This window comes from Intestinibaculum porci (assembly GCF_003925875.1).
Classification (GTDB): domain Bacteria; phylum Bacillota_I; class Bacilli_A; order Erysipelotrichales; family Coprobacillaceae; genus Intestinibaculum; species Intestinibaculum porci.
This window is the reverse complement of sequence record NZ_AP019309.1, coordinates 640731-667013: the sequence shown is the minus strand read 5'-3', so window position 1 is coordinate 667013 and position 26283 is coordinate 640731. Positions and strand designations below refer to the sequence as shown.

Genomic DNA, 26283 nt, shown 5'->3' with positions numbered 1-26283 from the left:
TTTCTACTGAAATTGCACTTCTACATGACAGATTTCGGCTTTCGTGCCGACACGCATATAAGGGCCAAAGATGCCCACCCCGGAGGTGACGATCGAATGCATCGTGCCCTTTCGTAAATAGCCATAAGAGTTAGGCCACAGCATGCTTACCACAATATTTGCGGGGAAACACTGACCATCATGGGTATGCCCGCTTAAATCTAAATCCACGCCGGCTTTTGAAAGCGCCGCTAACTGCCGCGGTTCATGATCTAAGACAATAATTGGTTTGTTTTGATTCATCCCTTTGGTAAGCTGCTTTGGTGATTTTCTGACCGTGATCCCGCGGCCTGGTTTCTCGGCATCAGCGCGGCCAAAAAGATAAAAAGAATGATCGATCAGGACGCCCTGATCGCGAAGCAGATGAATGTGCGCTTTCTTTAAGAACGCATCCATTTGCGGGCTCGCTTCATCCTTCTTACCATCATCAAAGGTAAAACCGGCTAAGATCTTCTCTTCGATATCATGATTGCCATAGACTCCATAGACGCCGTACTTGCTGGAAATCGACTGAAACAGCTGGATCAGTTTTTGATCATCTTCTAAGGCGCTGTATTCGTTATCAAAAATATCTCCGGCAATAACGACGAGATCCGGATGTGAGGCATTGATTTTCTTAACCATCTGGGCGATCTGATCTACCCCGATATTAAAGCCCATGTGTAAATCCGAAACGAGGCAGATATCGAGTTTGTTGAACTTGGCGACGGGCTTTTTGATGGTGACATTGTAATATGTATCACGAATGTGATGGGCATTATAAATGCCATATGTGCATACGCTAGCCATCACTAAGATCGCCGCTAACCCGCTTAAGGCGAGATGGCGCGAGCTATCTAAGAGGGCTAAATTGGCAAAGCGGCGATGCCGCTTATAAAAGCGAATGCCACTGTAAACAAGTAAGACCATTACTTCATAAAGCGTAAAGCCTAAGAAATAGTTACCTAACAGTTTAAAGAATCGCTCTAAAGCGCCATGCGGCAACAGGAAACCGATGAGCATACTGAGGGCAAAAAACCAGTAAATAAGCCCAATGAAAACCTGCATAAAACGTTTTTGAAAAACTTTATGAACGCTTTTAAAAAAGCGTATAAACCATAACATACAAAAGATATGGACAATAATATAAACAGGCGACAAATAAATTGCTAACATGTTATTCCTCCCTGCTTAATCTTAATACAGGGGCAGGTGCAAAACAACTACAAATAAGAGAACATCAATGATGTTCTCTAAGATGTACACGTTAAAATTGTCTCGAGTAATTCCCGTTTGTCAATCGGTTTGCCAATATGGGCATCCATCCCGGCCTCTAAGCTTTTTTCAATATCTTCTTTATACGTATTCGCGGATAAAGCGATAATCGGGATATCCTGGTTGGTTTCGCGAATGGTGCGCGCGGCGGTTAAGCCATCCATCACTGGCATTCGGATATCCATCAGGATGGCATCATAATGATGATGGGCCAACATCTCTAGTCCTTCCTGACCATTGCTGGCATGATCGCAGCTCATGCCATATTTTTCTAAGATATTGATAATGATTCCGGCATTGATCGCCACATCTTCGCAAAGTAACAGATGTTTGCCTTTTAAATCCTCCAAGTGATCATCAACGCTGATCGCTTTTTGACGGAAGGCTTCCACCTGGTTGACGCTGGCATAATCTAATGGCAGATTAACGGTAAAGGTCGTGCCTTGGCCAAGTTTGCTTTGACAATCGATATCCCCGCCGAAAAGTTCGATCGCGCTTTTCACAATCGATAAGCCTAAGCCGGTCGACGTCGCATAACGGGACTCAGTATTCATCGCCTGAGAGAATGGTTCATACATATGACGCATAAATTCCTCGCTCATGCCAACCCCCGTATCCGCTATCGTGTAGGTGACCATAACGCGGCCATCATGCTGATCCTGATAGCGGACCTGCCAGCTGACCTGGCCATCTAGCGGCGTATATTTAATTGCATTATCAATCAGGTTAATAAGGATCTGCGCTAACCAGCGGCAGTCGCTAAACATATAAGGCTGATGCGGAATGGGCGACGGCGTAAAGGTTAACTGCTGACGTTTTTTTAAAGCGTTAGGAGACACCATATTGAGGACCTGTTCATGAAGCTTATTGAGATCAAAGACCTCATCGTATTTGCGCATTTTCCCGGCATCAAATTTCTCAACATCAAGAATATCATTCAGTAATGATAACAGATAACCAGAAGCGGCTCGAATCTGATCGAAGAGCTGCCGATCATGCTCACTATCTGCCCCTTCAATGCCCTGTTCACTTAATCCCATCACAGTCGTGAGCGGCGTGCGCATATCATGCGACATCCGAGCCATAAAATCTGCTTTGGCTTTATTCGCCTGTTCCTCATTTTTAAGAGAACGCACTAAAGCCTGATTGAGCTGATTGATTTCTTCACGCTGCTGATAGTCAGCAGTGACATCTTCAAAGGATCCGACTAAACCAACGATCACGCCATTTAAATAAAGCGGTGATTTAGAAGCTACAATATCACGGACCTTCCCTTTCACAATGCAGGTGCCATGCACGCGATATGTGGATTCACCATTTTGAATCACCCGTAACTCATCATTTTTAAAAGGATCAGGGTTAATATGCCAGCCCATTTCTTCATCCGTTTTCCCTAAGATAACTTCTAGGCCCGCAAAGCCGTAATAATCGAGGAAGGCTTTATTAGCACCTAAGAAACGGCGCTGGGTATCTTTCCAGAAGATGCAGGTCTGGGTCGTAAATAAAATACGATTTAGCAGCATGCTCAAATGATCGGACGTCTGTGAGGCTGTGATGAGCGACTGGTGCTGCTTCGTGATATCACTCAAGTGTAAAAAGAGTAATTTGGTATGACCGCGCATTTGAAAGTCACCGCTGACATTGACATAGGTTTCTTTAAAATGCTCTGGAGCTAAGCGAATAATCGCCTTAAAGAATTTTTCCGGATGCATTTCTAAATGCTGGGAAGCTTTATACAGATAAATGAGATCGTCCTGATGAATCACCCGCTTAGGATTTTCATTAAAACGCATGATAAAATTCTCTGCCTGATCATGAGGAATATGGAAGAATTTTTCCACGCCACGAGAGATTAATAATAAGCGGAAGCCATCATGGCTGATCTGCATTACAAGTAACGGTGAAGGAATGTCACATAAGACCTTCTTTTCCTGGTCATCAAAATGGTAATAATTTGTCATTGCAATCACCTCCTTCTCTCATTATATCATTAACCTTGATCAAACAACAAAAATTCCATATAGATAAGTAAAAAAAGGGATCGAAATCCCTTTAGTGGTGTAAGTAATTGGTGAGGGTTATATAAAGTTCTTCTGGATCGATCGGTTTGGTGATATGGGCATTCATGCCGGCATCCGCCGTTTTCTTGCGGTCTTCATCGAAAGCATCCGCCGTCATCGCGATAATCGGAATGATTTCCGCTTCTGGATGGGTCGAATGGCGAATGCGTGAGGTCGCTTCCAGGCCATCCATCACCGGCATCCGAATATCCATCAGGATCGCATCATAGGTATGCGGCATCGCATGGGTAAACATTGCGACGCCCTGTTTGCCGTCAGCGGCTAAGTCCATCATCATGCCTTGATTAGAGAGAATATTTCTGGTGATTTCCGCATTAAGCATATTGTTTTCCACAAGCAGAATATTCTTGCCGCGTAAAACCGAGTAATCAAGCATATCCTGTTCATTATTCTTATGCGTGTATTTCCAGTTGAGCGTCACGATAAATTCCGTTCCTTCATTAACTTTCGAATGACAGGTAATCTTACCATGTAATAAGCCCATCAGCTGATTGACAATAGCCATCCCCATACCGGTGCCTTCTAAACCGATATCTTTAGGGTCGGCAGAAAGAATCTTAGCGACTTTCGCTTCGCTCATGCCGACGCCATCGTCTTTAATATGAATATGAACAGTAATGGCATCACCATGATCTTCGCCGACAACCTTTAGTGAGACATGCCCGTTATTAGGGGTGAACTTACTGGCATTCGCTAAGATATTCATGATAATCTGCTGGATGCGCACTTCGTCGACTAAGACATAGCGGAACTTATCGACATGTTCATAAGAGACATCAAAGCTGATCTGCTTTTCTTCAAAACGCTTGCGCGACATATTCGCTGCCGTTTCAATCGTTTCAATAATAGTATGGGGCTTTTCATTTAAGGTGAACCGTTTTTCTTTGACATTGCAGAGTGCTAATAAATCATCAATTAAAGTCACCATGTACTTTCCCGAGACGTTGATCTCTTTAAAAGCTTCTTTGACTTGTTTTGGATTATAATGATCCATCATCGAGTCATCACTGTAGTTGATAATCGCATTCATCGGTGTACGCATATCACGTGATGCCCGCGCTAAAATGGTCATGCGGGTATAAGCATCTTCGTCGAGCTTTTCCCGAACTTTCCAGTTCGCCATTAAAGTATAAATACTGATTCCACTTGTAAAGGCAAGCAAAATGATTTCAATTGTCATCACAATCTGTGAGGAGAGCGATGTTAATATCGCCACCAGATAAAAGATCATGGCTACGGCGAGAATCACCACAGTCAGTCCCACAGACATCGTAACCCTTTTTCTATCGATGTTATTTCTTGAATCATTCATATCTCTCACCACCCTTACGATTTTTTAAAAACTAAGCTTTCCACAAACCATGAAGTGAACAATATTCGTACACTTCGACAACCTGATCACCATCTGGCAGGATAAAGTCTGCTTCTGGTTTTTCACCTGGATTGAATTCTTTGAACAGTGTCTGATTATTGGTAACGACCGCAACGAAAACAATATAATGTTCTTCAGTCATTGGATGTTCCACTTCTCCGACTTTAACATTGACCTTCTGACCAGCGACAGTCACAAAAGGCACATGTTTTTCCTTAGCAGCATCAACGGTATTGGCAACGAGCTTTTCACCATCTTCTAAAGCACCCGTTAAACTCGCGACGATACTGCCATCATTTAAACGATAAAAATCCATAATGAAATCCTCCTTTTTTTCTTTTTCATTACTTGAAATTTTATCATATTATGGAACCGTTCACAATTTATTTAACTTAAAATTAAAAATTTTCTTAAAATATAAACATTTTCATGCAAAAAAAGGCCACCCAATCATACTGGAGGGTGGCGTCCAGAGCTAGCTAATGATGTTTTACGGAGCGACTCCGCAAAGCTACAGATCGATCTGGCTTCTATAATTATTCTAACACATTTCCTGACAAGTAAAAGAAAATCAAACGCTTTTCAAAAAATTATTTTGGGGTCCGGCCATCGGCATACACCTGCAGAATTTTAAAGGTATAGATATGATTTTTCGTGGTCAGGATAAGCATCTCATTCGCGGCTTCTAAAACCCCAGGGGTCGTTTTAAAGTTATGCGAAGGCCAGGCGGTTTCTTTAAAGACCGCGAACATTCGGGTATAGCGGGAAGAACGGCTCCATAATAGTTCCACCATGCCGACATGACGGGCATAGGCGCTTAAATCTTCACCTTTTCTTTTATTGATGGATTCAATACTGACAACGATCCCTTCAAAACGTAAATATAGTCGCTCTTTATCCATAAACCGAACCTTTCAGATAGCGATGATCGGCATCGCTGCTCATAATTTTATAGTTCATATGAAAAGTCTTCACAAAATCTTTAAAGTAGGCATAGCTTTTCGCATCAAGAAAGCGGATCTCCACCGGCAAAGGCCGCTGCCTGAGAAGATCGACAAAAGCTGGAAAAATCATTTTCTGCTCCTCTAAATCAAAGCAGTGGCGATAGATCACGCGCTTTTGTTTATCATCAGCGATGACCACTAATAACGGATACTCCGCTGCCTGCTTACGATACAAATACACACATAAAATAGCTAAACGGCCACGTTTGACTTTCTCATCTAAAAAAGACACATCGCAGGGCATGTGCGGGCGCGTTTTAGGCGAGAAGCACGGGACATCTTTGATTTCTAAAAAATGATCTTTGACATGATAACGATAATACTGATGCGCATCTAACTTGCGAAAGTCTTTACGTGAAAGCAAATTTAAAGCAGCGATCGTATCCGTCATCAGGGTCGCTAAAAGATCTTCTTCATCATCCTGCATGCCGCGTACCCGACGTCCTTCCTGAAAGACAAAAACAGATGTTTCCTGGGGCAATAAGTCCTTAAAAAATGGCTGCTGATCACGTAAGACCATAATGCCCGTCATCAAAGCCATCGTATCCCTTAACTGATGTTTGAGGGCATCACGATAAAGCAGGAAATCTTCCTCCGCTTTAAAAAACAGTAAGCCATCCGCTAAAATATGCACATAATACTTATGCCCCTTTTCATAAAAGCCTAAATCACTCTCAATACCTATTTGGGACATTTGTCGATAGGCTTCCAGTAAGCCTTGTAAAGGATCCCGCATCTTTCTCACCTCTTCTCCCTTATATTTTATACAAAAAAGTTTGGCAATGACAGGGATTTCCTCTAAAATAGTAAAAGGTGATAAAAATGCTTTTTACAATTACAGATTTACATTATGCCATTGGTGATAAAGTCATCTTAGATGGCATTAATATGACAATGGAAGATAAAGATAAGATCGCTTTAGTCGGCCTTAACGGAGCGGGCAAATCGACCTTATTAAAACTGATTGCCAAAGGGGACAACCCGGCGATCAGCTACCGCAAAGATTTACAGATCTCCTACTTACCGCAGTATAGTGATTTTGATGAAGCTTTGACGGTTTATGCCCAGGCTACAAAAATGGCGCCGAAAGCTCAGGATTATGAAATCAAAGCAACCTTAACGCGCTTTGGCTTAGATGATCCGGATCAGAAAATCAGCGTCTTATCAGGCGGACAGAAGAAACGCTTAGCCTTATCAATTGCTTTATTAAAAGAATGTGACTTACTGATCTTAGATGAACCGACTAACCACTTAGATACGCCGATGATCGAATATTTAGAAAAGTATCTTATCAAACGTAATAAGGGCTTACTGATGGTCACACATGATCGTTACTTCTTAGAGCGTATTACCAATAAGATTGATGAAATTGATCGTGGCAGCCTCTATGAATACGTCGCTAACTATAGCCAGTTTTTAGAAATGAAGGCCGAAAGAGAAGCGCAGGCGTTAGCTGCTCAGCACAAGCGCAAACAGTTCCTCAAAAAGGAATTAGAATGGGTTCGCGCTGGCGTGCAGGCGCGTTCGACCAAGTCGAAAGATCGTCTCCAGCGCTTTGAAAAACTATCGGCGATAAGTGATATTAAAGAAAATGAAAATCTGACGATGATTGATGTGGCGAGCCGCATTGGCAAGAAGACCATGATCCTTGATCAGGTCTCCGCCTATTATGGTGACAATGTGCTTTTTGCCCCCTTCTCCTATACCTTCAAACGTTTTGATCGAATTGGCATCTTAGGCAAAAACGGCTGCGGGAAATCAACGCTGATGAATATCATCGCTAAAGAAAATCCCAACTATACCGGCACCGTCACCTATGGTGACACGATTAAAATCGGTTATTTCAAACAGGGCGTGGAAGCGATGGATATGTCGATGCGGGTGATTGATTATATCAAAGAAACCAGTGATGCCTTAATAACCAGCGATGGCGTATTAACGGCCACCAACATGTGTGAACGCTTCTTATTTGATAAAGGCATGCAGTATACTGCCATTGGCCGCCTCTCAGGCGGCGAGCGGCGGCGTCTCTACTTGCTGAAAGTCTTAATGGAAGGTCCTAATGTCTTATTATTAGATGAACCAACCAATGACTTAGACATTGAAACGTTAACGATCTTGGAAGATTACCTCGACTGCTTTGCCGGCATTGTGGTGACAGTGTCCCATGACCGCTATTTCTTAGATAAGATTGTCGATGGGTTGTTTGTGTTTAAAGACAAACAGATCACTTATGTCAACGGCGGTTATAGCGCGGCGATTGATATTAGTGATACGCAAAAAGAAAAAGCTTCTAACTATGAAGCTTATAAAAAGCAGAAACAGGCTCATAAAACGCGTAAGTTAACCTGGAATGAAAAGAAAGAATTAGAAGGCATGGATGATTTATTGCTTTCTTTAGAAGCACGCATTAAAGCGATTGATGAAGAGATGGGCAGCCTCGATGATTTTAAAAAGATGGATGAACTCGCCCAGAAGCGCGCCGCGTTAGAGCAGGAACTCGATGAGAAAAATGAACGATATTTAGAATTAATGGAAATTGAAGAAGGTCAATGACAGCTGTCATCGACCTTTTATTTTACTTGAATAAATCCATAATTTCTTCTGTTGTCATGCTGGTAATGCGGCCATCATTGCCTTCCACAAAGGTATCGGCAAGATCTTTCTTCGCTTCCTGCAGTTTCTGAATTTTTTCTTCAATTGAATCCGCCATAATCAGTTTATAGACAAAGACGGTATTCTTCTGCCCAATACGATGCGCACGGTCAGTCGCCTGCGACTGCGCGGACATATTCCACCATGGGTCAAAGTGAATAACCCCTTCGGCAGCGGTTAAGTTTAGACCTGTTCCGCCGGCTTTTAAGGAAATAAGGAAGACTGTTGAATCATCACTCTGGAAGGCATCGACGTACTCTTTACGTTTGAGTTTATTCGTTGCCCCCGTTAACATGTGATATTTCGTTTGACTCGCATCTAATTCCTGAGCAATCAGCTCCAAAGCACTCTTGAAAGAAGAGAAAACGATAATCTTTTTGCCATTTTCTTTATAGTTTTCAATAATATCTAAACATGCCTGCATCTTTGAAGAGATGTGTTTCACATTATCAAAAGCCATTCTTGGTTCGCAGCAAATCTGGCGCAGCTTCGTTAACATGGCGAGAATCTGAATGCGGTCTTTCTTGCCATCTAAGCTCCTTAGCTGTTTATTGGCAGCGGCTAAATGCGCTAAATAGAGTTTATGTTCATCACTGCTAAATTCGATGCTAATCGTCTTTTCCACTTTTTCTGGTAATTCTTTTAAGACCTGACTCTTGGTACGACGTAAGACAAATGGGGAAATCAGATTCTTTAATTCCGCCTGTTTCTTTTCATCATGTTCACGCACGATTGGTGATTCATACGTCTTTTTGAAGTAAGTATAGTTGAATAAGTAATCTTTGTTTAAGAAATCAAAGATTGACCATAATTCCGCTAAAGAGTTTTCAATCGGCGTTCCGGTTAAGGCAAAGCGATGAATCCCTTTGAGTTTCTTCACCGAAATGGCATTCTTGGTCTTCTGATTTTTAATATACTGCGCTTCATCTAAGATGATGAAGTCGAAGTTATAATCTTTATAAAGATCCACATCACGACGCATATAATCATAAGATGTAATCAGGGAATTGTAGTGATGGGCATTTTTAATAATGGCTTTACGTTCACTAGCGCTCCCCATGACAGCGACAGCAGAAATGGATTCCGAGAACTTCTGGAATTCATCTAACCAGTTTAAAACCAAAGAGGATGGGGTCACAATAATAGAAAAATTATTTTTGGTATTCTCTAATAAAGTCACCATCTGCAGAGTTTTCCCGAGCCCCATATCATCGGCTAAGATGCCGCCAAAGTGGAGATCGCTCATCGTCGCTAACCACTGGTAGCCATCTTTCTGATAATCACGTAAAATCTTCTGATAATGCGCAGATAAAGGATACTGATGGGATTTATAGTCTTTTAAACGGTTTAAGACGTCTTCAAAAGCCTCCGAGCGTTTGACCGTTACATGAGACATCTTTTCAGCATCCTGCTCTAAGGCAAAAGCGCGGTTTAAGTTCATATCAATATGACCATCTTTGAGATCTTTGGTCGCTAAATGATAACGATCCATCATCTCTGATAATTCACCTAATTCATCAGATTCAATATAAAGCATTTCCCCGCTTTTTAACTTATGATATTTCTTCTTTTTCTTATAAGACGCTAAGACCGCGGCTAATTCCTCTTTAGGAATATCGATGGAATCAACATCGATAGATAATAAATCATTTTGTACACTGATGCCGACTGAGACATTAAATTTATTTTTAGTACCGACTTTCTTTAAGGCATCAGAAACATAAATATCAGCGTAAGAAGCTAAGAAAGGAATACCTTTATTGAGGAAGTCCATCGTTTCTTCATGATTTGTATCAAAGTAATAATACTTGTCATCAACATCCGGATTAAAGGAATCTAAAAAGCCTTTAATCATATCGACATGCGGAGAATGCGGCGTCTCCGGTTTGGTAATGAGATTGATTTTCTCCTCACCATAGACCCCTAATATATTGAAATAAGCCACTTCATCTTCATCAATATCGCCATACATGACAATTTTATCTTCAGCTTTCGCAAAAGCGCTGAAGTCAAAGTCATGGAAATTGATATAGTCTTTAATCGGGGCAATGACATACTGATAGAAATCCGGCATATGTTCATGGGCAATATACAAGCGGCCATCATTCTGCTGGAGTTCTTCGAGCAGTTTAATCGCAACACCGCCCTGATCTAAAACTGTATCATATAAAATATTGGCTTCTTTATCGATTTCATAGATATTATTCTTGCCAAAGCCATAACTAAAAGCATAATGTGTCTCATCTTTTAAGATGAAGTCATATTCATCAGCTTCCACCTTGATCGAAGGACGCTCATGGCCCGTCTGATAACGAATATTGGAATAGCCCTCTGGCAGCTGCTGCATGAGCTTGACAAAGGCGTCCCATAAGGTGCCATTTAAATTGATCAGATTCTGCTGGGTATAATAGTAATCCGTCGCGCCCTGCTTAGAGGCTAAAACCAGATAATCATAAATCAGCTGTGAAGGTTCATCGAAGTCTTCCATATGATGGTTCCAGGCAAAGGATTTGCCATAGCTTTCATAGCTGCGATCATTGATATTTTCAATAAAATGATCAATATTTTTAATAAAATAGAAACGCTCACGCCCTACTTTAAAGCGCAGATTATAACGATAACCTATTTCCAGGATAACCTGCATTTTCACAGGAGTGGGATCAGTCATTTCAAAAGCTCTGACCATTTCATCACGAATGGCATTGGTTAAACCAACAGAGGCGCTTTCTAAAGCATTGCGGCGACGCATCTCCCGCTGTCTCTGCGCTTCTTCTTCTCGTTTTTTCTGTTCTTTCACGCGCTTTTCTCTGACCTGGCGATAATCGGCTTTAAAATCAAAAGGAAAACGCGTTGGCGATAATTCCTGGACTGCCAATAAGAGCGCGCCAGTATGCGCACATGAGGTATATTCATCAGAATAAATACAGTCACACTCAGTGGAAATAATTTTGGAATTGTGGTTGACTTCAATCCTTGGCGTATAGATCGTCCCATCGACACTGACCTGACCAATGATTTCATAGCCGTTTTTTGTCTCTTCGACATGGACTCTTAAGACTGAGCCTTGATCATAAAACTTACGAGCCAGCGCCCGGTTGCGTGCCCGAGAAATAACTCTTTCAAATTCTGCATCTGTAATAAATAACATTGTTAATCTCTCTCCCTATTCCGACATTATAACACATCATTTCGTAATTGAAATATATTTACGGAAAAGCAAAAGAAAAACTGGCCGCAGCCAGTTTCTTAGTGATGGAATAATCTTAAATTCGTAAACGCTAAGACCATATTATATTTATCAGCCGTTTCAATGACATTGTCATCACGGATCGAACCGCCGGCTTCGCCAATATATTTCACCCCTGAACGATGCGCTCTTTCGACATTATCACCAAATGGGAAGAAAGCATCAGAGCCTAAGACAACATCGGTATTACCGTTTAACCATGCGCGCTGCGCTTCTTCAGTGAAGACTTCTGGACGTTCTTCAAAGGTATTCATCCAGTTATCATCACCGTTGACATCGGCCCAGTCTTTCGATAAGTAAACATCAATCGCATTATCACGATCAGCGCGGTGCAATCCTTTGCGGAATTTAAGATTTAAAACCTGCGGTGCCTGACGTAAGTACCATTTATCAGCTTTATCACCAGCGAGGCGGGTACAGTGGATACGTGACTGCTGACCTGCACCAATGCCGATCGCCTGCCCATTTTTCACGTAACATACAGAGTTAGACTGAGTATATTTTAAAGTGATCATCGAAAGGATTAAGTCATTCATAATATGATCTGGGATCTCTTTATTAACGGAAACGATATCCTTAAATAAATCAGCGGTAATTTTTGCATTATTGCGGCCCTGTTCAAAGGTAATGCCGTATACCTGTTTCTTTTCGATCGGATCAGGAACATAATCTGGATCAATCTGTAAAACGCAGTAATTGCCTTTTTTCTTCTTCTTTAAGATGGCAATCGCTTCATCGGTATAACCTGGTGCGATGATCCCATCAGAGACTTCGATACGGATTAAATCAGCGGTTACCGCATCGACAACTTCACTCATCGCACAGAAATCACCATAAGAACTCATACGGTCACTGCCGCGGGCCTTGATATAAGCATTCGCTAAAGGGGTTAATTCTTCGGGTGATTTTTTCACAAAATACATCTGACGTTCAACATCGGTAAGTGGCGTGCCAATGGCAACACCAGCAGGAGACACATGTTTAAAGCTTGCCGCACAAGGCACGCCAATCGCTTCTTTGAGCTCTTTGACTAACTGCCAGCTATTGAGGGCATCAAGTAAGTTGATATAACCAGGACGACCATTCACGACGGTGATTGGTAATTCCTGTCCGTTTTCCATATACACGCGCGCAGGTTTCTGGTTAGGGTTACAGCCATACTTTAATTCTAATTCGTTCATCTTATCCTCCTAAAATAATGAAAAAGAAGCCAATGATTCCAGGCCTTCTTTTGCCCAGACGGTCGGCTTCATACAATTATACTTCATGTGGTCTATTCCACTTCCGTCAGTCGTATAACTACTATTATAATAGGAGAATTCTCCCCAAATAGCAAGTAAAAACGAAAAGCTCTCAAAATTAATGGGTGGTAACCGCCTGATCGATTTCCTGATACGATTGATACCAGATCAAAAGCAGGAACGCGCCGCTTAAAACAATAAACAAAGCTCCGTAATCAGCGATGGCATCATAGAGCGCATGTGAGAGGATGGCGGTGAGAACATAAAAAATACCGCGTTTATAGTGATGCGCATAAAAGATTTCATAGACCCCGATCGCCATGACACCACTATAGATCATATGGCTCACTAAGCAGCCAGAAAGGCGGTCGGCTAAGGTATATTTCAAGGCATGTAAAGGATGATGATCAATAAAGCCTGCCAGATAATCGATGTCTTCACAAAACTGAAAACCTAAACCGACGCCCATGCCGGCAATCATAAAATGTTTTTTGAGACGTAAGCCTAATAAAGATAAGAGCCAAATCACCACTAAGACTTTCAGCATCTCTTCGACGACGCCGGTTTCAAGTGATGAGGCGATATTCGTCACCAGAACGCCGCTATGTTTAAGCAGCTGATCAGTGGCATCATTGCATTCACCAGCGATCCAGCCGGGGATAAAATAGCCGCAGACAAAGCTCAATGGTAATAATTTTGCAGTGACCTGCCAGCGTTTACTTATGTATTTGATGCCTAAGGCAAAAGGAATCGTATAACAGAGTAACAAGCCCAGACATAAAAAGACCAAGGATACCTGCAAAGAAGCTTGCTTGGATGAGAGGGTAAAGACCTCATCATTAGAGAATTCCTCTAACATCCCAGTTATTAAAAACGCAAAAATAAGATATAAAGATATTGATTTTTTCATAAAAATTCCCCCTAACACACAAAAAAAGATGAGCAGGTTATTCATCTTTCTGAAAACCCTGCTCATCTTCATCGTTATACACGATTGCTGAATCTAGAAGTTTTAGTAATTCCAGTGTTGATCTGAAAGTTTCTTTTTTATCTTCGTCCACCCAGCTAATCACGCCCTGCCATGTGGCATTTTGTGTATTCTTGATGGTAATCAGAAAACTCTGATCTTTTCTTTTCACTTTCATAGCATCACTTCTCCTATATTCTATCGACTTCAAATATAGTATAACACTATTTTGTCATATTGCGGTCACAAATTTAATAATTTGTTGATGGTTTTTACAATTTCTAAGACCTCTTTGAATTCATAGGTCTGATCTTCATAGAAGAGATAGCCTTGCCAGCTCGACAGATGACGGGTTAAAACAACGAGATCTAAAGTAATAACCTTTCCTTGCTGCACCAACAGGTCACGATATTCACAGACCTGTGCTGGATGACGCTGATAGTAATGCGGACGCGTTTCATCGCGTGGGGTGAAACTGCGTTTTAGACTTGATGGCATCGGATTTCCGTTACGATCAAACAGCTGATCGGCTTTCAAAAACAGTTCATTCACATCGCGAAAGACGATGTTTTCTTTTATTGTCGGATTATAAACCCGTCCGGCAATATGCCCTTCACTCGCTACATCGACACAAATATGTAACATATTATAAGGGGCGCTTCTCATATATCGATCCATTCTACCCCCTCCTTTATTTTGGCGACGTTACTTCCTGCACCGCCAAATCAATCGTAATATTCTTATTGTTTAACGTGTGCATAATTTTCTTTAAAACACGTTTCATAACAGCATGGGCATCTTCATAGGTACATGATGGCAGTAAAACAAGATACTGATTCGTACTAAAACGGGTGACAATATCACCGATACGTAAGCCATCGACTAATGAGCCACGCATTCTCTGCATCGTCTTTTCGAGATACTTACGTTTCTTTTCCGGATTATCCTCATCATATGATTCACTGTCATTAACCGTTAACAGACATAAATGGGTGCTGACGCCTAAGCGATCCATCATTCGCGCCTGCATCGAATATAATTCTCTAAAAGTACCATATTCACAAAGCAGCGCTCCGGTTGGTGCATCGGCATCTAAATTCTTTTGGATTTCATAGATGCTGGTGGAATCTTCGTGGGTTTCCTTTTGAATCTGATCATAGAGTTCCCGCATTTCTAAAGATGGATTGGTCCCTAAATAACGATACAGCAAATCGACGGCACGTTTATACACATCCGTGGCCTGTTTATAATGTTTTTCTAAATAGAGCGCGCGCACGAGCAGTTCATAAGAATCTTCTTCAAGTTCATCTAAGCTGACCGCATAGCTGGCCACTTTCTCCATCTTTTCATAATTTTCTTCTTTTTCTAATAAGGCGCAGTACTGTTTAATGACATTCATAATCGTTGAATGATAGTAAACGTTACGGGTCATGACAAACTGATCATATTCAATTTCTGATAAATACTTACCTTTATAGACCCTTAATAACGCATCATAAGTCTCTTCAGTCGGATCCTCTTTAAGCTGCTCATAGAGTGCTTCAAACTTTTCGGCATCCAGACTCACCTCATAATCCTGGTTGATGGCATAAGCGGCCTTCCCCGTGACCACTAAGTCAGTCAGGTTTAATTTTTTCTTTAATAATGTACGTAAGCGATACACTAAGTTCTTGAGTGCCCCAATAGGATTATCGACATCTTCCATAGACCATAAAAAGTCGATCAGTTCATTTGAAGGAACCGCCCGATCATGGTGATATAAACAATAAGCCATCAGTTTTAACAGTTTATCTGATTTGATATCATCGGCCGTAATCGTTTGTCCATCATATGTTAAAGAAAATGTATGGAACATTTTCACATCAATCTTTTTTTCCGCCATAGTTTTGCACCTCTCCTCATTTGATATTATATCAAACTCTTCCCTAAATAGCTAATATCTTAACTTTAGACAATTGATCATTATCAAGTATAAATGAAATCTATTACATTGTAAATATAAGAGCAGCCGCGAAACTTCAATTTTTTGCAGTCCACTTCAGGTTTGTTCCTCCCTTTTATTCCATTTTACTGTATAATAAAAATGTATTGAACAACAAGGGGGTAATTTATTATGGACAAACAGCTCAATAATGATCAGATTGCGTCCTTCACCCATCAGATGGCCCTGATCCTTCATGCTGGTATTTCACCTTATGAAGGTATGGCAATCATGAAAGATGAAGAAACAACCGATCTGTCCACACTTTATGCATCTATCGACGCATCTTTAGATGCTGGGGAAAGCTTAACAGCGGCCCTGAAACAGACCAGCGCCTTTCCCGATTATGTCATTTCGATGGTCAACATTGGGGAAACAGCTGGCCGTTTAGAAGAAGTCATGAATGGTTTAAGTGACTATTATGAACGTTTATATGATATGGAACAAAACATCAATACGGCGGTTAGCTACCCGCTTATTATGATCATTATGATGTTTGCGGTCATTATCGTTTTAATCACCCAGGTGTTACCAATCTTTAACCGTGTCTTTGAAAGTCTCGGTTCAAACGTTTCTGGTTTTGCCTTGTATTTATTAAATTTAGGCAAAGGTTTGACTACCTATTCCTGGATTTTCGTCGGCTTGCTCGTTATCATTTTAGTGCTCTTTTTCTATGTGCGCTTTTCTAAAAAAGGCCGTCAGAGCTTTATCGATTTCTTAGCGACCAGTCATTTTTCCCGCAATCTTTCGCTAAAGATGGCTTTATCGAAGTTCAGCAGCGGGATGTCTATCGCTTTATCAAGTGGTCTCGATATGGAAGAAGCCTTAGACTTATCTAAGCAGCTGATTGATCATAAAGTGCTAAGAGCTCGCTTAGAAGAAGCCGAAAAAATCATGAAAGAAAAAGATATTTCAACCGGTTTAACCCAAGCTCATGTCTTAACCGGCATGTATGGCCGCCTGATTAAATTAGGATACCAGACTGGCGGCATGGATACGATTTTCAGAGATATTGCCAATGCCTATGATCAGGAGACAAGTGAAGCTTTATCTCATGCCATCAGTATCATTGAACCAACCTTAGTGATCATCTTATCGATCATTACCGGGATTATTCTTTTATCCGTGATGCTGCCATTATTAGGCATTATGGGGAGCTTATAATGCGCTTAAAACATAATGCCTTCGGGTTAGTCTTCTTTATCCTGATCTTTGCCTTGTTAACGGGCGGTCTGATCTCTATGAACGCTTCTACCAAAGCCCATACCAAAACTTCTTTAGAGCAGGCTCTGCAAAGAGGCGTGATGGAATATTATATTCTCAACGGTTATTATCCCTCTTCCCTAAAGGAGCTCAAAACGGTCTATCCGCTCACTTATGACAAAAAAGAATACAAAATTACGATGCATTATCAAAACAAATCAACCCTGCCTCACTTTACGGTAGTGGAAAAATAAAGGAGGACCTTATGAAAGAATCACATACGATGGATATTCTTTTCGTCCTTTGCCTCTTTTTAGTTTTTACCGCATCGGCGATCAGTGTCGTCATGATCGGATCACACGTCTATTCGCAAAGTGTGAATACGATGGAGACAATGCATAACAACGAGACGGCCTTAAATTATCTCGTTGAAAAAGTCCGTCTCCATAACGACGGTCATGTCACGATTATGCGCCAGGCGGACACGGATGTCTTATGTCTGAAAGAAGGGACACAGACGAATTATCTCTATGTCCAGCACCATTATCTTTATGAATATACCGGCTCATCATTCGCCGCTCAAAAAGGCCAGAAACTGATTGCCTGCGATCGCTTAGCACTGCAGAAAAAGCATCAGCTTTTAAGCATTACGCTCACAATCAAACACAAAACGCAAAGCGCTTATGTCGCTTTAGTGGGGAGGGATCAGGCATGAGAACCCATGATAAATCAAGTCTCTTTTTAATGGAAATGATTGTGGCGATTCTCTTTTTCGCCTTATCCGCAGCGATCTGCGTCCAGCTCTTTGTGCGCAGTCAGCAGCTCAATGAAGATTCCACAAATCTCATTGCGGCGACCAATCTTTCCCGCAATATTGCGGAAACCTATAAAAATGATTCACTCAAAGATCATTATCCTTATGATGGCAAAGGCAATCTTTACTATGATGCCAGCTGGCAGAAAGTCAGTAAGCCAGCCCATTATACAATCCATTTACATTTTCAAACAAACAGCCTGACGATCACGGTCAAGGATTCGAAAACAACCCTTTACACATTAACCGTCAGTCATTATCAGCCAAAGAAGGTGAAGGCATGAAAAAACGTCGTATTAGAATCACAATGAATATCGGCATCATCTCCTTCATGGTCATCTTTATTATCTTGTCCTTAGTGACGTTTGCAATTCTTTCCATCGTCTCAGCCAAAAGCAATATGCGAGATGCGGAAAGCTACGCAACGCACGCCAGTTATTACTATACCTTGGATACCATGGCGAATGAGGAACTTGAGAAAATTGATACCCAGTTAGCGGCTAATGCGAAAAACAGCACCTCAGCCAAAGACTACTTTGCACAGTTATCCCATGTCAAAGCCATCAATGACAATATCACGATCAAAGATCATCAGATTTCTTACACGCTCACTTACCGTGAAGCCAAGATGGATGTGACTTTAACCGCGTTATACAACGCCAAAACATATTACAAAATTGATGTCTGGAAAACCACTTCATCAGCGCTGGGCAATTCTGGTCAGGTCAATATCTATCCAGATACCGAAAAATCAGGCACCATTGAAGTTTGGGGGTCAAATGAATGAAAACACTTATTGAAATTCTCGAAACCGCGAAGCAGCAGCATGCTTCCGATATCTTTATCGTCGCCGGACAGCCGATTACAATCAAAGTCTACAATCAGCTGATCACCTTAGATGAAGAACGGATGGTGCCGCATCAGACCCATGCCCTGATTCAGGAAATTTATGACTTTGCCAGTCGCGAAGAAGATCATCTCCAGAAACATGGCGATGATGACTTCTCCTTCGCCGTGCCGCATTTATCGCGTTTCCGCGTCAGCACCTACAAACAGCGTGGTTCTTTAGCAGCGGTGATCCGCATGATCAGTTTCACTTTGCCCGATCCTAAGGATTTACATATTCCCCAGGATATTATTGAATTAGCTAATATCAATAAAGGAATGGTCTTAGTCACCGGCCCGGCGGGCAGCGGAAAATCAACGACGCAAGCCTGCATGATTGACTATATCAATAAAACTGAAGCCAAACATATTATTACGTTGGAAGACCCGATTGAACATCTGCATTCGCACAATAAGTCCATCGTCTCCCAGCGCGAAATCACGATCGATAGCGAATCGTATATTTCTGCTTTACGAGCCGCTTTAAGACAGGCGCCGGATGTTATTTTATTAGGGGAAATGCGTGATTATGAAACAATCAATACCGCCCTCACCGCCGCCGAAACAGGCCATACCCTCATTTCGACACTGCATACGTTAGGGGCTGCCACGACCATTGATCGTATTATCGATGTTTTCCCGGCCGAAGCGCAGCATCAGGTCGCAGTTCAGTTATCCTTAGTCTTAGAAACGGTCATTTCTCAGCAGTTACTGCCCACAATCGATGGCAAACTGATGCCCGTTTTTGAAGTCATGACCTGCACCCCAGCGATTCGCAACATGATTCGTGACAATAAAGTGCATCAGATTGATGGAATGATTGTCTCTTCGGCGGATGCCCATATGCGGTCAATGGATAACAGTATCTTAGACGCCTATAAACAAGGCTTGATTACCAAAGAAACGGCGCTGATGTATGCCACTAATCCCGATTTACTTAAAAGAAAATTACGCTAAAAAAAGCAGAGAATTATTTAAAATTCTCTGTTTTTTGGTCTTCAATTTTTTGAATATAGGTAATGTAAATAATAAACGCCACCCGATTGTCTACTGTACTGATGACATGAACAAGCGAGTTCATATAAAAACCCTGTTCTGGGGAACGGATGATGCTCTCCCATTCATGGGTTTCAAAGCAGCGATGCAGCCCTTCCATAAATGGCTTCGACAATGGTCTGATCAGCTTATGGCCATCCGCACTGAAATCCACATCCTGAATTAATTTATAGTATTCCTTATTGCCTCTTAAAACATAGAACGTGGTATCATCGACCAATTCCACCACCGCTCTTGGAGGCACCTTAACTGCGAGCTGTTCGTTAAGCGGATAAAAGGTAAAGGGATCATTGAGATTGACCTGACTGACGGCATCGCAGTACTTGGATTCTTGCGCACTTTCTAAAGCAATGGTTTTTTGTTTTTCCATCAGGTGTGCTAAATCAACAGGCTTAGAAATATAATAGCCCTGTATTTTCGCACAGCCCATCATGCGCAAAGCTTCAAATGTCTCCTCACTTTCAACCCCTTCCGCTAAGGTTTCACACCCCATCCGGCTGGCAATCTGAATCAGATCAGCCACCATCAGGCGGTTGCTCTCATCCTGATCGAAATCTTTCATAAACTTCATATCAAGTTTGACTAAATCCACATCAATGGACTTCAGCATGTTCAGTGAGGAATAACCGGAACCAAAATCGTCCATCCACACCTTAAAGCCGGCTTCATGGAACGCCTTCACATAATCGTTCATGCGCTCGCTCGCGACGAAGATCGATTCGGTGATTTCAATAACCAGAAGTTCATGGGGCAGATGCGCTGCATCGACACGTTTGATGATTTCCGATACGATATCGCAGTCCTGAAAGTCATATCCTGATAAATTGATGGAAACCGGCACCACATCCTGGCCTTTTTGTCGTTTGTCATTCAGATCAGCAATCACCTGATCAACGATATATAAATCAAGTTTATAGATCAGATGCAGTGATTCCAGCACGGGAATGAAGTGGGCGGGCGCAAAGATCTGATCGTTCACCTGCCAGCGCGAGAGCGCTTCGGCATTACACATCGCCTTGCTGACGGCACGCACGATGGGCTGATAGTAAACTTTGATCTGATGCTGGGCAAGTGCCTCTTCAAAATGGGCATTGATATAATTATAAGTTTGTTTCTTTTCGGCGAGCTCTTCATCAAAATACCGCACGGTAAGTGTCATATTTTCTTTGATCGAATCACCGGCAAATTTCGCATTATCACAGCCTGTATATAAATTTCGTTCTGACGTAAAGACATAAACGCCAATGGCGAGAGAAGGTGGGGCAAAAGCAATTGAATGCATACGATCGATCAGTCGCTCTAACTGATTCTCTAGATGCTCTTTCTCACACAAAATATAAAAGTGATCGCCATAAAAACGGCTAGAGAGATTTTCATCAAAGATTTCGTGAATACGACTGCTTAAGGTCATCAGGAGCTGATCGCCCAATTCACGGCCATAGCGTTCATTGTAACCTTTAAAATTACGGAAATTGAGATAAATCAAAACCGGCTGGATCATATCTGGCAGATATTGGGCACCGAGTTCATAGAAATGATTCATCTCTAACATATGGGTCAGCTTGTCTCCCTGATAAAGCGCAAGACGCTGCTTCAGATACTCTTCGTTAAAGCGCTGTTTCGCTTCTGCCAGCGTATAGCTGACAAGTTTTCGATCTCCTTTTGCTTCCTTGAGTGCAAAATCCAGGTTTCTTAACATCTCACGAAAATCTTCATGGTCATGAATATCTCCATGTAAATAACAGGCAGAGAAAGGAATCGCAACAGGCTTGTCATCAATTTTCAGCGTCTTTAAAGAAGACTGCATAGCCTGATAAATCTGTGTCGCATCACACGCCTGCTCATCGACAAAACCAATCAGCAGATCATCATGATAGCGATACGTATGTTCGTGCCCTAACAGCGAGATAAACGTATCACTGAAAGATTTCATCACCTGATCACCAAAGAAATGTCCATACATTTCATTGATCATTTTAAAATGATCAATATCCATACCGATGACGCCCTGATGGTCATGATAATAGGAGGCACGATCCTCATCTAACGCCGTGATATTGTGCATACCAGTTAAAACATCGAGACGGCTGCGGTCCTTCATTTGTGAAATATTGGAAATATTCTTACGACGACTAGAAAGACCAATAATCGAAACACCTAACGCTAAAATCAGTAAAATCACGACATAAACGGCATCACTGAGAAAGTGTGCAAAATCGCGCTGCGGATAATCACAAAATAAGAAAATGATCCCCACTAGCACACTATACCCCAGACATGACTGATCTCATCGATAATCAGCATTGGAAAATAAACCATCATCAGTAAGAAAAGAACCAGATTACGGGGATGATTAAGATAAATCGCCTGAATCATCATCATAGCTACACAAAGCGTCTGATACAGATAAATCAGAGCTTTCGCATTTTTAACGGGTTTATCTTGTTTTTTAATAAAAAGCGTCATGAACACTGTCAAAAAGATAAACAGAGTCCCAACAAGCATATTTGTAAACTGATGACCACGAAAGAACTGGATCAGCCAGTTACAGACAGCAATATAAAATGTCACACGAATCAATTCAACCAAAAGATGACTATTCACGCGTTTATATTCTTTTTCCATATTTTAACCCTCTTATATACTTATTAAATACGTGGCTGACGACGATCATGATCACTTTGTTCATAATAGATTTGCTTTTTCCGATACATAAGCGCTTCTGCTTCTTGTTCTAATTCTTTCATACTTTTCTCATATCTCTTCATCGTCACAAAACCGAAAGAGGCACTATAGGCGGTCTTGGATAAAGCCTTTTGCGCCTGTTGAATCTCACTTTTAATCATTTCATCATCCTGATCTAGCGCCACAATAACAAATTCATCACCGCCAATGCGATAGATATCTCCGCGAAAGCAGGTCTGTAAGATGCGAGCGATCGTAATCAGCATCATATCACCCTCACTATGACCATATGTATTATTGATTTCATGCAGCGAATTGGCATCAATATAAACAAGACTGATGACACGTGATGCTTGTAGCGGATAGCTGTCACGCTGCTCTTCATATTTGGTGCGGTTATAAAGCTTAGTTAGAATGTCACGTTCACTTAAGTACTTCACATTAACATGCGCCATCAAAGACTGTAACCGTATATGATTGCTGGTATAATCTTCAATCAGAGCGATAATGATAAAACAGATCGTATAATACATATCAATTTTTGATGTACTCCCTGTTTCGACCCACATCGCATTACAAAAGCTAATCGTCCCCACGAGCAGCGACAGGATCATCATTTTAAAGGGCTGTAAAATAAACAGCAACGGCATCAGGATGACTAACGACATTAATACAACCGTTGGATAATTGCTATGCTGGAGCATGATGCCAATACCCATCCCATACATATTGATGAGAAAAAGATAAACCAGACCATCCACCTTTTTATGATCAGAAGGTTCGATCAGATGCGTTATGAGATTGATGACCAAAGTGATCACGATCGCAATCCAGTAGTAAGGCTGATTGCTGTCCATTTCATGAGACACAAAGAAATCTAGGATGCTCATAAAAAGGAAAAATAAAACAACAAGGCGCGTATACTTTCGTAAATGCTGATAATTGTCTTCAATACCCTCTTGAAGAATATTCTGAAACTCTTCTTTGCTCATTCCTGCATAAAGCAACATGTTTTTGATTTTCTCTGCCATCCTTTGTACCCCGTCATATATAAATATATCTTATGATTTTTAATCATTATATTATGACCTATTATAATCATTACCGGTTCTTTTTTCACTCTAAACGACTTTCAATTTTTAAAAACACCTTATAATAATAAAATTTTTACCCTGACAACTTTTACATATTACCTCTCTATTATAGCATTCTTTTTTATAATTTTTCAAATTTACGTTATTTTTAAAAATTAAAAAGAGGATTCTTATAAAGATCCTCTGCATTTTCTAATTAGAATGAATGAAAGACCACATAACAGCACATAAACCAAAATATATGTCTGATCTCAGGTGGCAACACCTTTGGTCTTTATCACATGATGATGGTCATCTGTCTCATCATGCGTCGTCACACGCGTTTGGGTTTGCGATATACGCATCGCTGGAGCGTTTTCTTCCTCTTCTTGTGTTTGAGACTTTTTGATGTCTTTGCCTTTTGTGTTCCCTGCTTTTGCGTTGCCTGTTCAGGGGCCTGATAAGAAGGGGTGCTATCTGTCTTTGATGCTTGACCAAAAGTCAGCGCTGAGTTTTTTTCTCCTTGGGCATTATAGGCGAAACGCTACGTTTGTCCCTCCTGATTACACAATAGAACAATTTTATACGTTTGCCCTTTCGATGAGCTCAGCGTGTATGTGTAACAGCCGGCATGAGGGAAAGTAAATGACAGCACTTTGCAAGCCTGATCAACTATAGTCTTCAGGGGATCATTCCGGAAAGTCATTATTATCCGACAACAAAAAATGATCAGCTGTCGCTGACCATCTATCAACAGATCAAGGATATCTTTGACGCCTGGAATCTCGCCCACCATTTTTCGACATCTTTTTATGAACGGACCCTTTTAAAGCTAACCGTGGAAATCTCCGGGATTATAAAAAACAATATGCCCAAAGTGCCCGTGGTGCTGATCTCTGATCAAATCTCTGATCTGATGAAAAATGAACTTTATATCAAACGTTCCTTTTCTGATTTACGTATCACGTATACGCATCATCTGTTAACAACTATGGATCTCAGTATCTTGCAGACGTATAAAAATGCAGTCATCATTTTATCCACGCGTTTAATCACACCGCTTAGCCAATCATGTGCTATTTCCCATTCCTCGACACTGATTCCCATCACCTTTGAACTCAATGATCAGGATATACAAGCGATCGATCAGGCGATCAAATTTTATGAACGACAAATCCTGCAGAGTTTTCTCGACCACACAAAAACGTCATCTTAGGATGACGTTTTACATTAAGTGTGATAAGAATAATGTGGCTAAGCCCAGGAAGAAGAAGAACCCCATACAGTCCGTGACAGTGGTAACGAAGACCCCACTGGCTAAAGCTGGATCAACATGACACTTCTCTAAAATAACTGGGACAATAAAGCCGGCAATGTTGGCACAAATCATATTCAGCAGCATCGCAAAGAAAGCAACGACACCAAACCATGGATTTCCACCAGCATAGAAAACGGAACCAAGAGCGACTAAGATCCCAATGACAACGCCGGATAAGACACCGACTAATAATTCCTTAAAGAAAATACGTAAAGCATTATCTTTATCGATTTCTTTTAAAGAGAGACCTCGTACTAAGACGGTTAAAGACTGAGTCCCGGCATTGCCGCCCATCCCGGTAACGATCGACATGATCGCTGATAAAGACACGACTTTTGAGATCGTCCCTTCAAAGTTAGCAACGACAGCCGCCGCCATAACCGCAGTTAATAAGTTAACAATCAGCCAAGGAATACGTGATTTAAAGGATTCCCCTACCGTGGAATCAACACGTTCTTCAGAAGAAACCCCGGCCATCAAGTTCATATCTTCGGTTGTTTCATCTTCGATAACATCCATGATATCATCGATTTCGATAACCCCGAGCATACGCATTTCATCATCGACAACGGGCATCATAATAAAGCTGTACTTTTTGAAGGTATTGGCCACGACTTCCTGGTCTTCTTTATAGTTAATAGTAATGACATTTTCATTAGTGATATCTAAGATCGGTGTATCAAAAGGTGAAGCAACGATTGCGCGTAAATCTACCACGCCTTTTAACACACCTTGCTTATCAACGACATATAAATAATACTTTGGCGTATCTTCATCGACCGCTGTATGTAAATAGTTTAGAGTATCTAAAACTGTATTTTTCGCATGAATGGAAATAAAATCGGTTGTCATCAGACCACCGGCTGTTTCCGGATCGTAATTTAATAACTGTTCGACATTCTGTTTATCATCAATATCGAGCTGCGCTAATAATTCATTTTTCTCTTTCTCATCCAGTTCCCCAGCGATATCGGCGATTTCATCATCGCTCATTTCATCGAGGACGCCTCTTTGACGATCTTTAAGGACCTGTTTTAATAAGTCGTACTGATCATCTTCATCGTCTTCTTCTTCAATGATATCCGCAATCGTATCATCAGGAAGCTTTTCCAAAATAAGTTTGGTATTATCAGGATCCTCATGAATGACTTCGAGGATATCCGCGGGGTGTATACTATCAATCGCTTCCTGAATCTGATCTTTAGAACCTCTTAAGAGTAATTCTCTTAAGGCATTATACTTTCTTTTCTCCATAGTATCACCCTCCTTGCCTTTTCATTGTAACACTTTGAAAATAGTCATGAAAGCATTACGAGTGTTAATTTTTGGTTAAATGAAGAAGAATTTTATTTGATGAACGCATACTTTTCTTGCAAGCGGTTACCACTTTGATATAATGAAGAAAAGG

Annotated in this window: 24 protein-coding genes and 1 riboswitch; of the genes, 8 read left to right on the top strand and 16 right to left on the bottom strand. The window is 41.2% G+C overall.

Going from position 1 to position 26283, the window contains the following annotated elements:
- Positions 1–3: 3 nt before the first annotated feature.
- The 6 genes from SG0102_RS03250 to SG0102_RS03225 all read right to left on the bottom strand — a co-directional run bounded on the left by SG0102_RS03250 (position 4) and on the right by SG0102_RS03225 (position 6486).
- The gene (locus SG0102_RS03250) at positions 4–1194 is read right to left on the bottom strand and encodes a metallophosphoesterase (protein WP_125118627.1); all 1191 of its coding nucleotides are present in this window, start codon (positions 1192–1194) and stop codon (positions 4–6) included.
- Positions 1195–1271: 77 nt separating this feature from the next.
- Complete coding sequence (locus SG0102_RS03245; protein ID WP_125118626.1) at positions 1272–3254, bottom strand: PAS domain-containing hybrid sensor histidine kinase/response regulator; 1983 nt, start codon at positions 3252–3254, stop codon at positions 1272–1274.
- A gap of 91 nt (positions 3255–3345) precedes the next feature.
- The gene (locus SG0102_RS03240; RefSeq protein ID WP_125118625.1) at positions 3346–4686 is read right to left on the bottom strand and encodes an ATP-binding response regulator; all 1341 of its coding nucleotides are present in this window, start codon (positions 4684–4686) and stop codon (positions 3346–3348) included.
- 31 nt (positions 4687–4717) lie between these two features.
- Complete coding sequence (locus tag SG0102_RS03235) at positions 4718–5062, bottom strand: desulfoferrodoxin family protein (RefSeq protein WP_125118624.1); 345 nt, start codon at positions 5060–5062, stop codon at positions 4718–4720.
- A 274-nt stretch (positions 5063–5336) separates the two neighbouring features.
- Positions 5337–5648: a hypothetical protein gene (locus SG0102_RS03230; RefSeq protein WP_125118623.1), complete on the bottom strand. Its 312-nt coding sequence runs from the start codon at positions 5646–5648 to the stop codon at positions 5337–5339.
- Entirely contained in the window at positions 5641–6486 is an 846-nt protein-coding gene (locus SG0102_RS03225) for a hypothetical protein (RefSeq protein WP_125118622.1), read from the bottom strand. Before SG0102_RS03225 ends, SG0102_RS03230 begins: the two co-directional genes overlap by 8 nt.
- An 86-nt stretch (positions 6487–6572) precedes the next feature.
- On the opposite strand from SG0102_RS03225, the gene SG0102_RS03220 reads away from it, so the two are divergent.
- Positions 6573–8306 carry an ABC-F family ATP-binding cassette domain-containing protein gene (locus SG0102_RS03220; RefSeq protein WP_125118621.1) on the top strand — a complete coding sequence of 578 codons (1734 nt, stop codon included), beginning with the start codon at positions 6573–6575 and terminating at the stop codon, positions 8304–8306.
- 22 nt (positions 8307–8328) lie between these two features.
- Here SG0102_RS03220 and SG0102_RS03215 read toward each other — a convergent pair whose 3' ends face one another.
- From SG0102_RS03215 to SG0102_RS03190, 6 genes are all read right to left on the bottom strand, one after another.
- Positions 8329–11553: a DEAD/DEAH box helicase gene (locus tag SG0102_RS03215; protein WP_125118620.1), complete on the bottom strand. Its 3225-nt coding sequence runs from the start codon at positions 11551–11553 to the stop codon at positions 8329–8331.
- 98 nt (positions 11554–11651) lie between these two features.
- Positions 11652–12833: a phosphoribosylaminoimidazolecarboxamide formyltransferase gene (locus SG0102_RS03210; RefSeq protein ID WP_125118619.1), complete on the bottom strand. Its 1182-nt coding sequence runs from the start codon at positions 12831–12833 to the stop codon at positions 11652–11654.
- 45 nt (positions 12834–12878) lie between these two features.
- Positions 12879–12957, bottom strand: a riboswitch (ZMP/ZTP riboswitch).
- Between the two features lie 54 nt (positions 12958–13011).
- Entirely contained in the window at positions 13012–13803 is a 792-nt protein-coding gene (locus tag SG0102_RS03205; protein WP_157982959.1) for a PrsW family glutamic-type intramembrane protease, read from the bottom strand.
- Between the two features lie 37 nt (positions 13804–13840).
- Complete coding sequence (locus SG0102_RS03200) at positions 13841–14038, bottom strand: hypothetical protein (RefSeq protein WP_125118617.1); 198 nt, start codon at positions 14036–14038, stop codon at positions 13841–13843.
- Between the two features lie 65 nt (positions 14039–14103).
- Positions 14104–14538 carry a hypothetical protein gene (locus SG0102_RS03195; RefSeq protein ID WP_125118616.1) on the bottom strand — a complete coding sequence of 145 codons (435 nt, stop codon included), beginning with the start codon at positions 14536–14538 and terminating at the stop codon, positions 14104–14106.
- A 13-nt stretch (positions 14539–14551) separates the two neighbouring features.
- On the bottom strand, positions 14552–15742 hold the full coding sequence (locus SG0102_RS03190) for an AfsR/SARP family transcriptional regulator (RefSeq protein ID WP_125118615.1): 1191 nt from the start codon (positions 15740–15742) through the stop codon (positions 14552–14554).
- Positions 15743–15973: 231 nt separating this feature from the next.
- Here SG0102_RS03190 and SG0102_RS03185 point away from each other — a divergent pair, with 231 nt between their 5' ends.
- From SG0102_RS03185 to SG0102_RS03160, 6 genes are read left to right on the top strand one after another with little or no spacing between them, the layout of a single operon-like run.
- The gene (locus SG0102_RS03185) at positions 15974–17005 is read left to right on the top strand and encodes a type II secretion system F family protein (protein WP_125118614.1); all 1032 of its coding nucleotides are present in this window, start codon (positions 15974–15976) and stop codon (positions 17003–17005) included.
- Entirely contained in the window at positions 17005–17298 is a 294-nt protein-coding gene (locus SG0102_RS03180; RefSeq protein ID WP_125118613.1) for a hypothetical protein, read from the top strand. Before SG0102_RS03185 ends, SG0102_RS03180 begins: the two co-directional genes overlap by 1 nt.
- An 11-nt stretch (positions 17299–17309) precedes the next feature.
- Positions 17310–17759 carry a DUF4860 domain-containing protein gene (locus SG0102_RS03175; protein ID WP_125118612.1) on the top strand — a complete coding sequence of 150 codons (450 nt, stop codon included), beginning with the start codon at positions 17310–17312 and terminating at the stop codon, positions 17757–17759.
- A complete protein-coding gene (locus tag SG0102_RS03170) occupies positions 17756–18142 on the top strand; it encodes a type IV pilus modification PilV family protein (RefSeq protein ID WP_125118611.1) in 387 nt (128 codons plus the stop codon). The genes SG0102_RS03175 and SG0102_RS03170 overlap by 4 nt, the downstream gene beginning before the upstream one ends.
- Positions 18139–18645, top strand: a complete 507-nt coding sequence (locus SG0102_RS03165; RefSeq protein ID WP_125118610.1) for a hypothetical protein — start codon at positions 18139–18141, stop codon at positions 18643–18645. The genes SG0102_RS03170 and SG0102_RS03165 overlap by 4 nt, the downstream gene beginning before the upstream one ends.
- A complete protein-coding gene (locus SG0102_RS03160; RefSeq protein WP_125118609.1) occupies positions 18642–19700 on the top strand; it encodes a type IV pilus twitching motility protein PilT in 1059 nt (352 codons plus the stop codon). The genes SG0102_RS03165 and SG0102_RS03160 overlap by 4 nt, the downstream gene beginning before the upstream one ends.
- 13 nt (positions 19701–19713) lie before the next feature.
- Here the strand turns inward: SG0102_RS03160 and SG0102_RS03155 are convergent, their stop codons facing one another.
- The 3 genes from SG0102_RS03155 to SG0102_RS03145 all read right to left on the bottom strand — a co-directional run bounded on the left by SG0102_RS03155 (position 19714) and on the right by SG0102_RS03145 (position 23515).
- Entirely contained in the window at positions 19714–21981 is a 2268-nt protein-coding gene (locus tag SG0102_RS03155) for a bifunctional diguanylate cyclase/phosphodiesterase (RefSeq protein ID WP_148668827.1), read from the bottom strand.
- A gap of 74 nt (positions 21982–22055) precedes the next feature.
- Positions 22056–22424: a hypothetical protein gene (locus SG0102_RS03150; RefSeq protein WP_125118607.1), complete on the bottom strand. Its 369-nt coding sequence runs from the start codon at positions 22422–22424 to the stop codon at positions 22056–22058.
- Positions 22425–22447: 23 nt separating this feature from the next.
- Positions 22448–23515 carry a GGDEF domain-containing protein gene (locus tag SG0102_RS03145; protein WP_125118606.1) on the bottom strand — a complete coding sequence of 356 codons (1068 nt, stop codon included), beginning with the start codon at positions 23513–23515 and terminating at the stop codon, positions 22448–22450.
- A 958-nt stretch (positions 23516–24473) separates the two neighbouring features.
- Here SG0102_RS03145 and SG0102_RS03140 point away from each other — a divergent pair.
- Positions 24474–24773: a hypothetical protein gene (locus SG0102_RS03140; RefSeq protein WP_148668826.1), complete on the top strand. Its 300-nt coding sequence runs from the start codon at positions 24474–24476 to the stop codon at positions 24771–24773.
- 9 nt (positions 24774–24782) lie between these two features.
- Here the strand turns inward: SG0102_RS03140 and mgtE are convergent, their stop codons facing one another.
- The gene (gene mgtE, locus SG0102_RS03135; protein ID WP_125118604.1) at positions 24783–26129 is read right to left on the bottom strand and encodes a magnesium transporter; all 1347 of its coding nucleotides are present in this window, start codon (positions 26127–26129) and stop codon (positions 24783–24785) included.
- Positions 26130–26283 lie beyond the last annotated feature (154 nt).

Excerpts from the sequence above, each read along its gene's own strand:
- SG0102_RS03235 (WP_125118624.1), bottom strand. The coding sequence starts at position 5,062 with ATGGATTTTTATCGTTTAAATGATGGCAGTATCGTCGCGAGTTTAACG.
- SG0102_RS03245 (WP_125118626.1), bottom strand. The coding sequence starts at position 3,254 with ATGACAAATTATTACCATTTTGATGACCAGGAAAAGAAGGTCTTATGT.
- SG0102_RS03210 (WP_125118619.1), bottom strand. The coding sequence starts at position 12,833 with ATGAACGAATTAGAATTAAAGTATGGCTGTAACCCTAACCAGAAACCT.
- SG0102_RS03185 (WP_125118614.1), top strand. The coding sequence starts at position 15,974 with ATGGACAAACAGCTCAATAATGATCAGATTGCGTCCTTCACCCATCAG.
- SG0102_RS03195 (WP_125118616.1), bottom strand. The coding sequence starts at position 14,538 with ATGGATCGATATATGAGAAGCGCCCCTTATAATATGTTACATATTTGT.
- SG0102_RS03190 (WP_125118615.1), bottom strand. The coding sequence starts at position 15,742 with ATGGCGGAAAAAAAGATTGATGTGAAAATGTTCCATACATTTTCTTTA.
- SG0102_RS03200 (WP_125118617.1), bottom strand. The coding sequence starts at position 14,038 with ATGAAAGTGAAAAGAAAAGATCAGAGTTTTCTGATTACCATCAAGAAT.
- SG0102_RS03140 (WP_148668826.1), top strand. The coding sequence starts at position 24,474 with ATGAAAAATGAACTTTATATCAAACGTTCCTTTTCTGATTTACGTATC.
- SG0102_RS03230 (WP_125118623.1), bottom strand. The coding sequence starts at position 5,648 with ATGGATAAAGAGCGACTATATTTACGTTTTGAAGGGATCGTTGTCAGT.
- SG0102_RS03165 (WP_125118610.1), top strand. The coding sequence starts at position 18,139 with ATGAAAAAACGTCGTATTAGAATCACAATGAATATCGGCATCATCTCC.
- SG0102_RS03180 (WP_125118613.1), top strand. The coding sequence starts at position 17,005 with ATGCGCTTAAAACATAATGCCTTCGGGTTAGTCTTCTTTATCCTGATC.
- SG0102_RS03225 (WP_125118622.1), bottom strand. The coding sequence starts at position 6,486 with ATGCGGGATCCTTTACAAGGCTTACTGGAAGCCTATCGACAAATGTCC.
- SG0102_RS03145 (WP_125118606.1), bottom strand. The coding sequence starts at position 23,515 with ATGGCAGAGAAAATCAAAAACATGTTGCTTTATGCAGGAATGAGCAAA.
- SG0102_RS03240 (WP_125118625.1), bottom strand. The coding sequence starts at position 4,686 with ATGAATGATTCAAGAAATAACATCGATAGAAAAAGGGTTACGATGTCT.
- SG0102_RS03205 (WP_157982959.1), bottom strand. The coding sequence starts at position 13,803 with ATGAAAAAATCAATATCTTTATATCTTATTTTTGCGTTTTTAATAACT.
- SG0102_RS03215 (WP_125118620.1), bottom strand. The coding sequence starts at position 11,553 with ATGTTATTTATTACAGATGCAGAATTTGAAAGAGTTATTTCTCGGGCA.
- SG0102_RS03150 (WP_125118607.1), bottom strand. The coding sequence starts at position 22,424 with ATGGAAAAAGAATATAAACGCGTGAATAGTCATCTTTTGGTTGAATTG.
- SG0102_RS03220 (WP_125118621.1), top strand. The coding sequence starts at position 6,573 with ATGCTTTTTACAATTACAGATTTACATTATGCCATTGGTGATAAAGTC.
- SG0102_RS03250 (WP_125118627.1), bottom strand. The coding sequence starts at position 1,194 with ATGTTAGCAATTTATTTGTCGCCTGTTTATATTATTGTCCATATCTTT.
- SG0102_RS03170 (WP_125118611.1), top strand. The coding sequence starts at position 17,756 with ATGAGAACCCATGATAAATCAAGTCTCTTTTTAATGGAAATGATTGTG.
- SG0102_RS03175 (WP_125118612.1), top strand. The coding sequence starts at position 17,310 with ATGAAAGAATCACATACGATGGATATTCTTTTCGTCCTTTGCCTCTTT.
- SG0102_RS03160 (WP_125118609.1), top strand. The coding sequence starts at position 18,642 with ATGAAAACACTTATTGAAATTCTCGAAACCGCGAAGCAGCAGCATGCT.
- mgtE (WP_125118604.1), bottom strand. The coding sequence starts at position 26,129 with ATGGAGAAAAGAAAGTATAATGCCTTAAGAGAATTACTCTTAAGAGGT.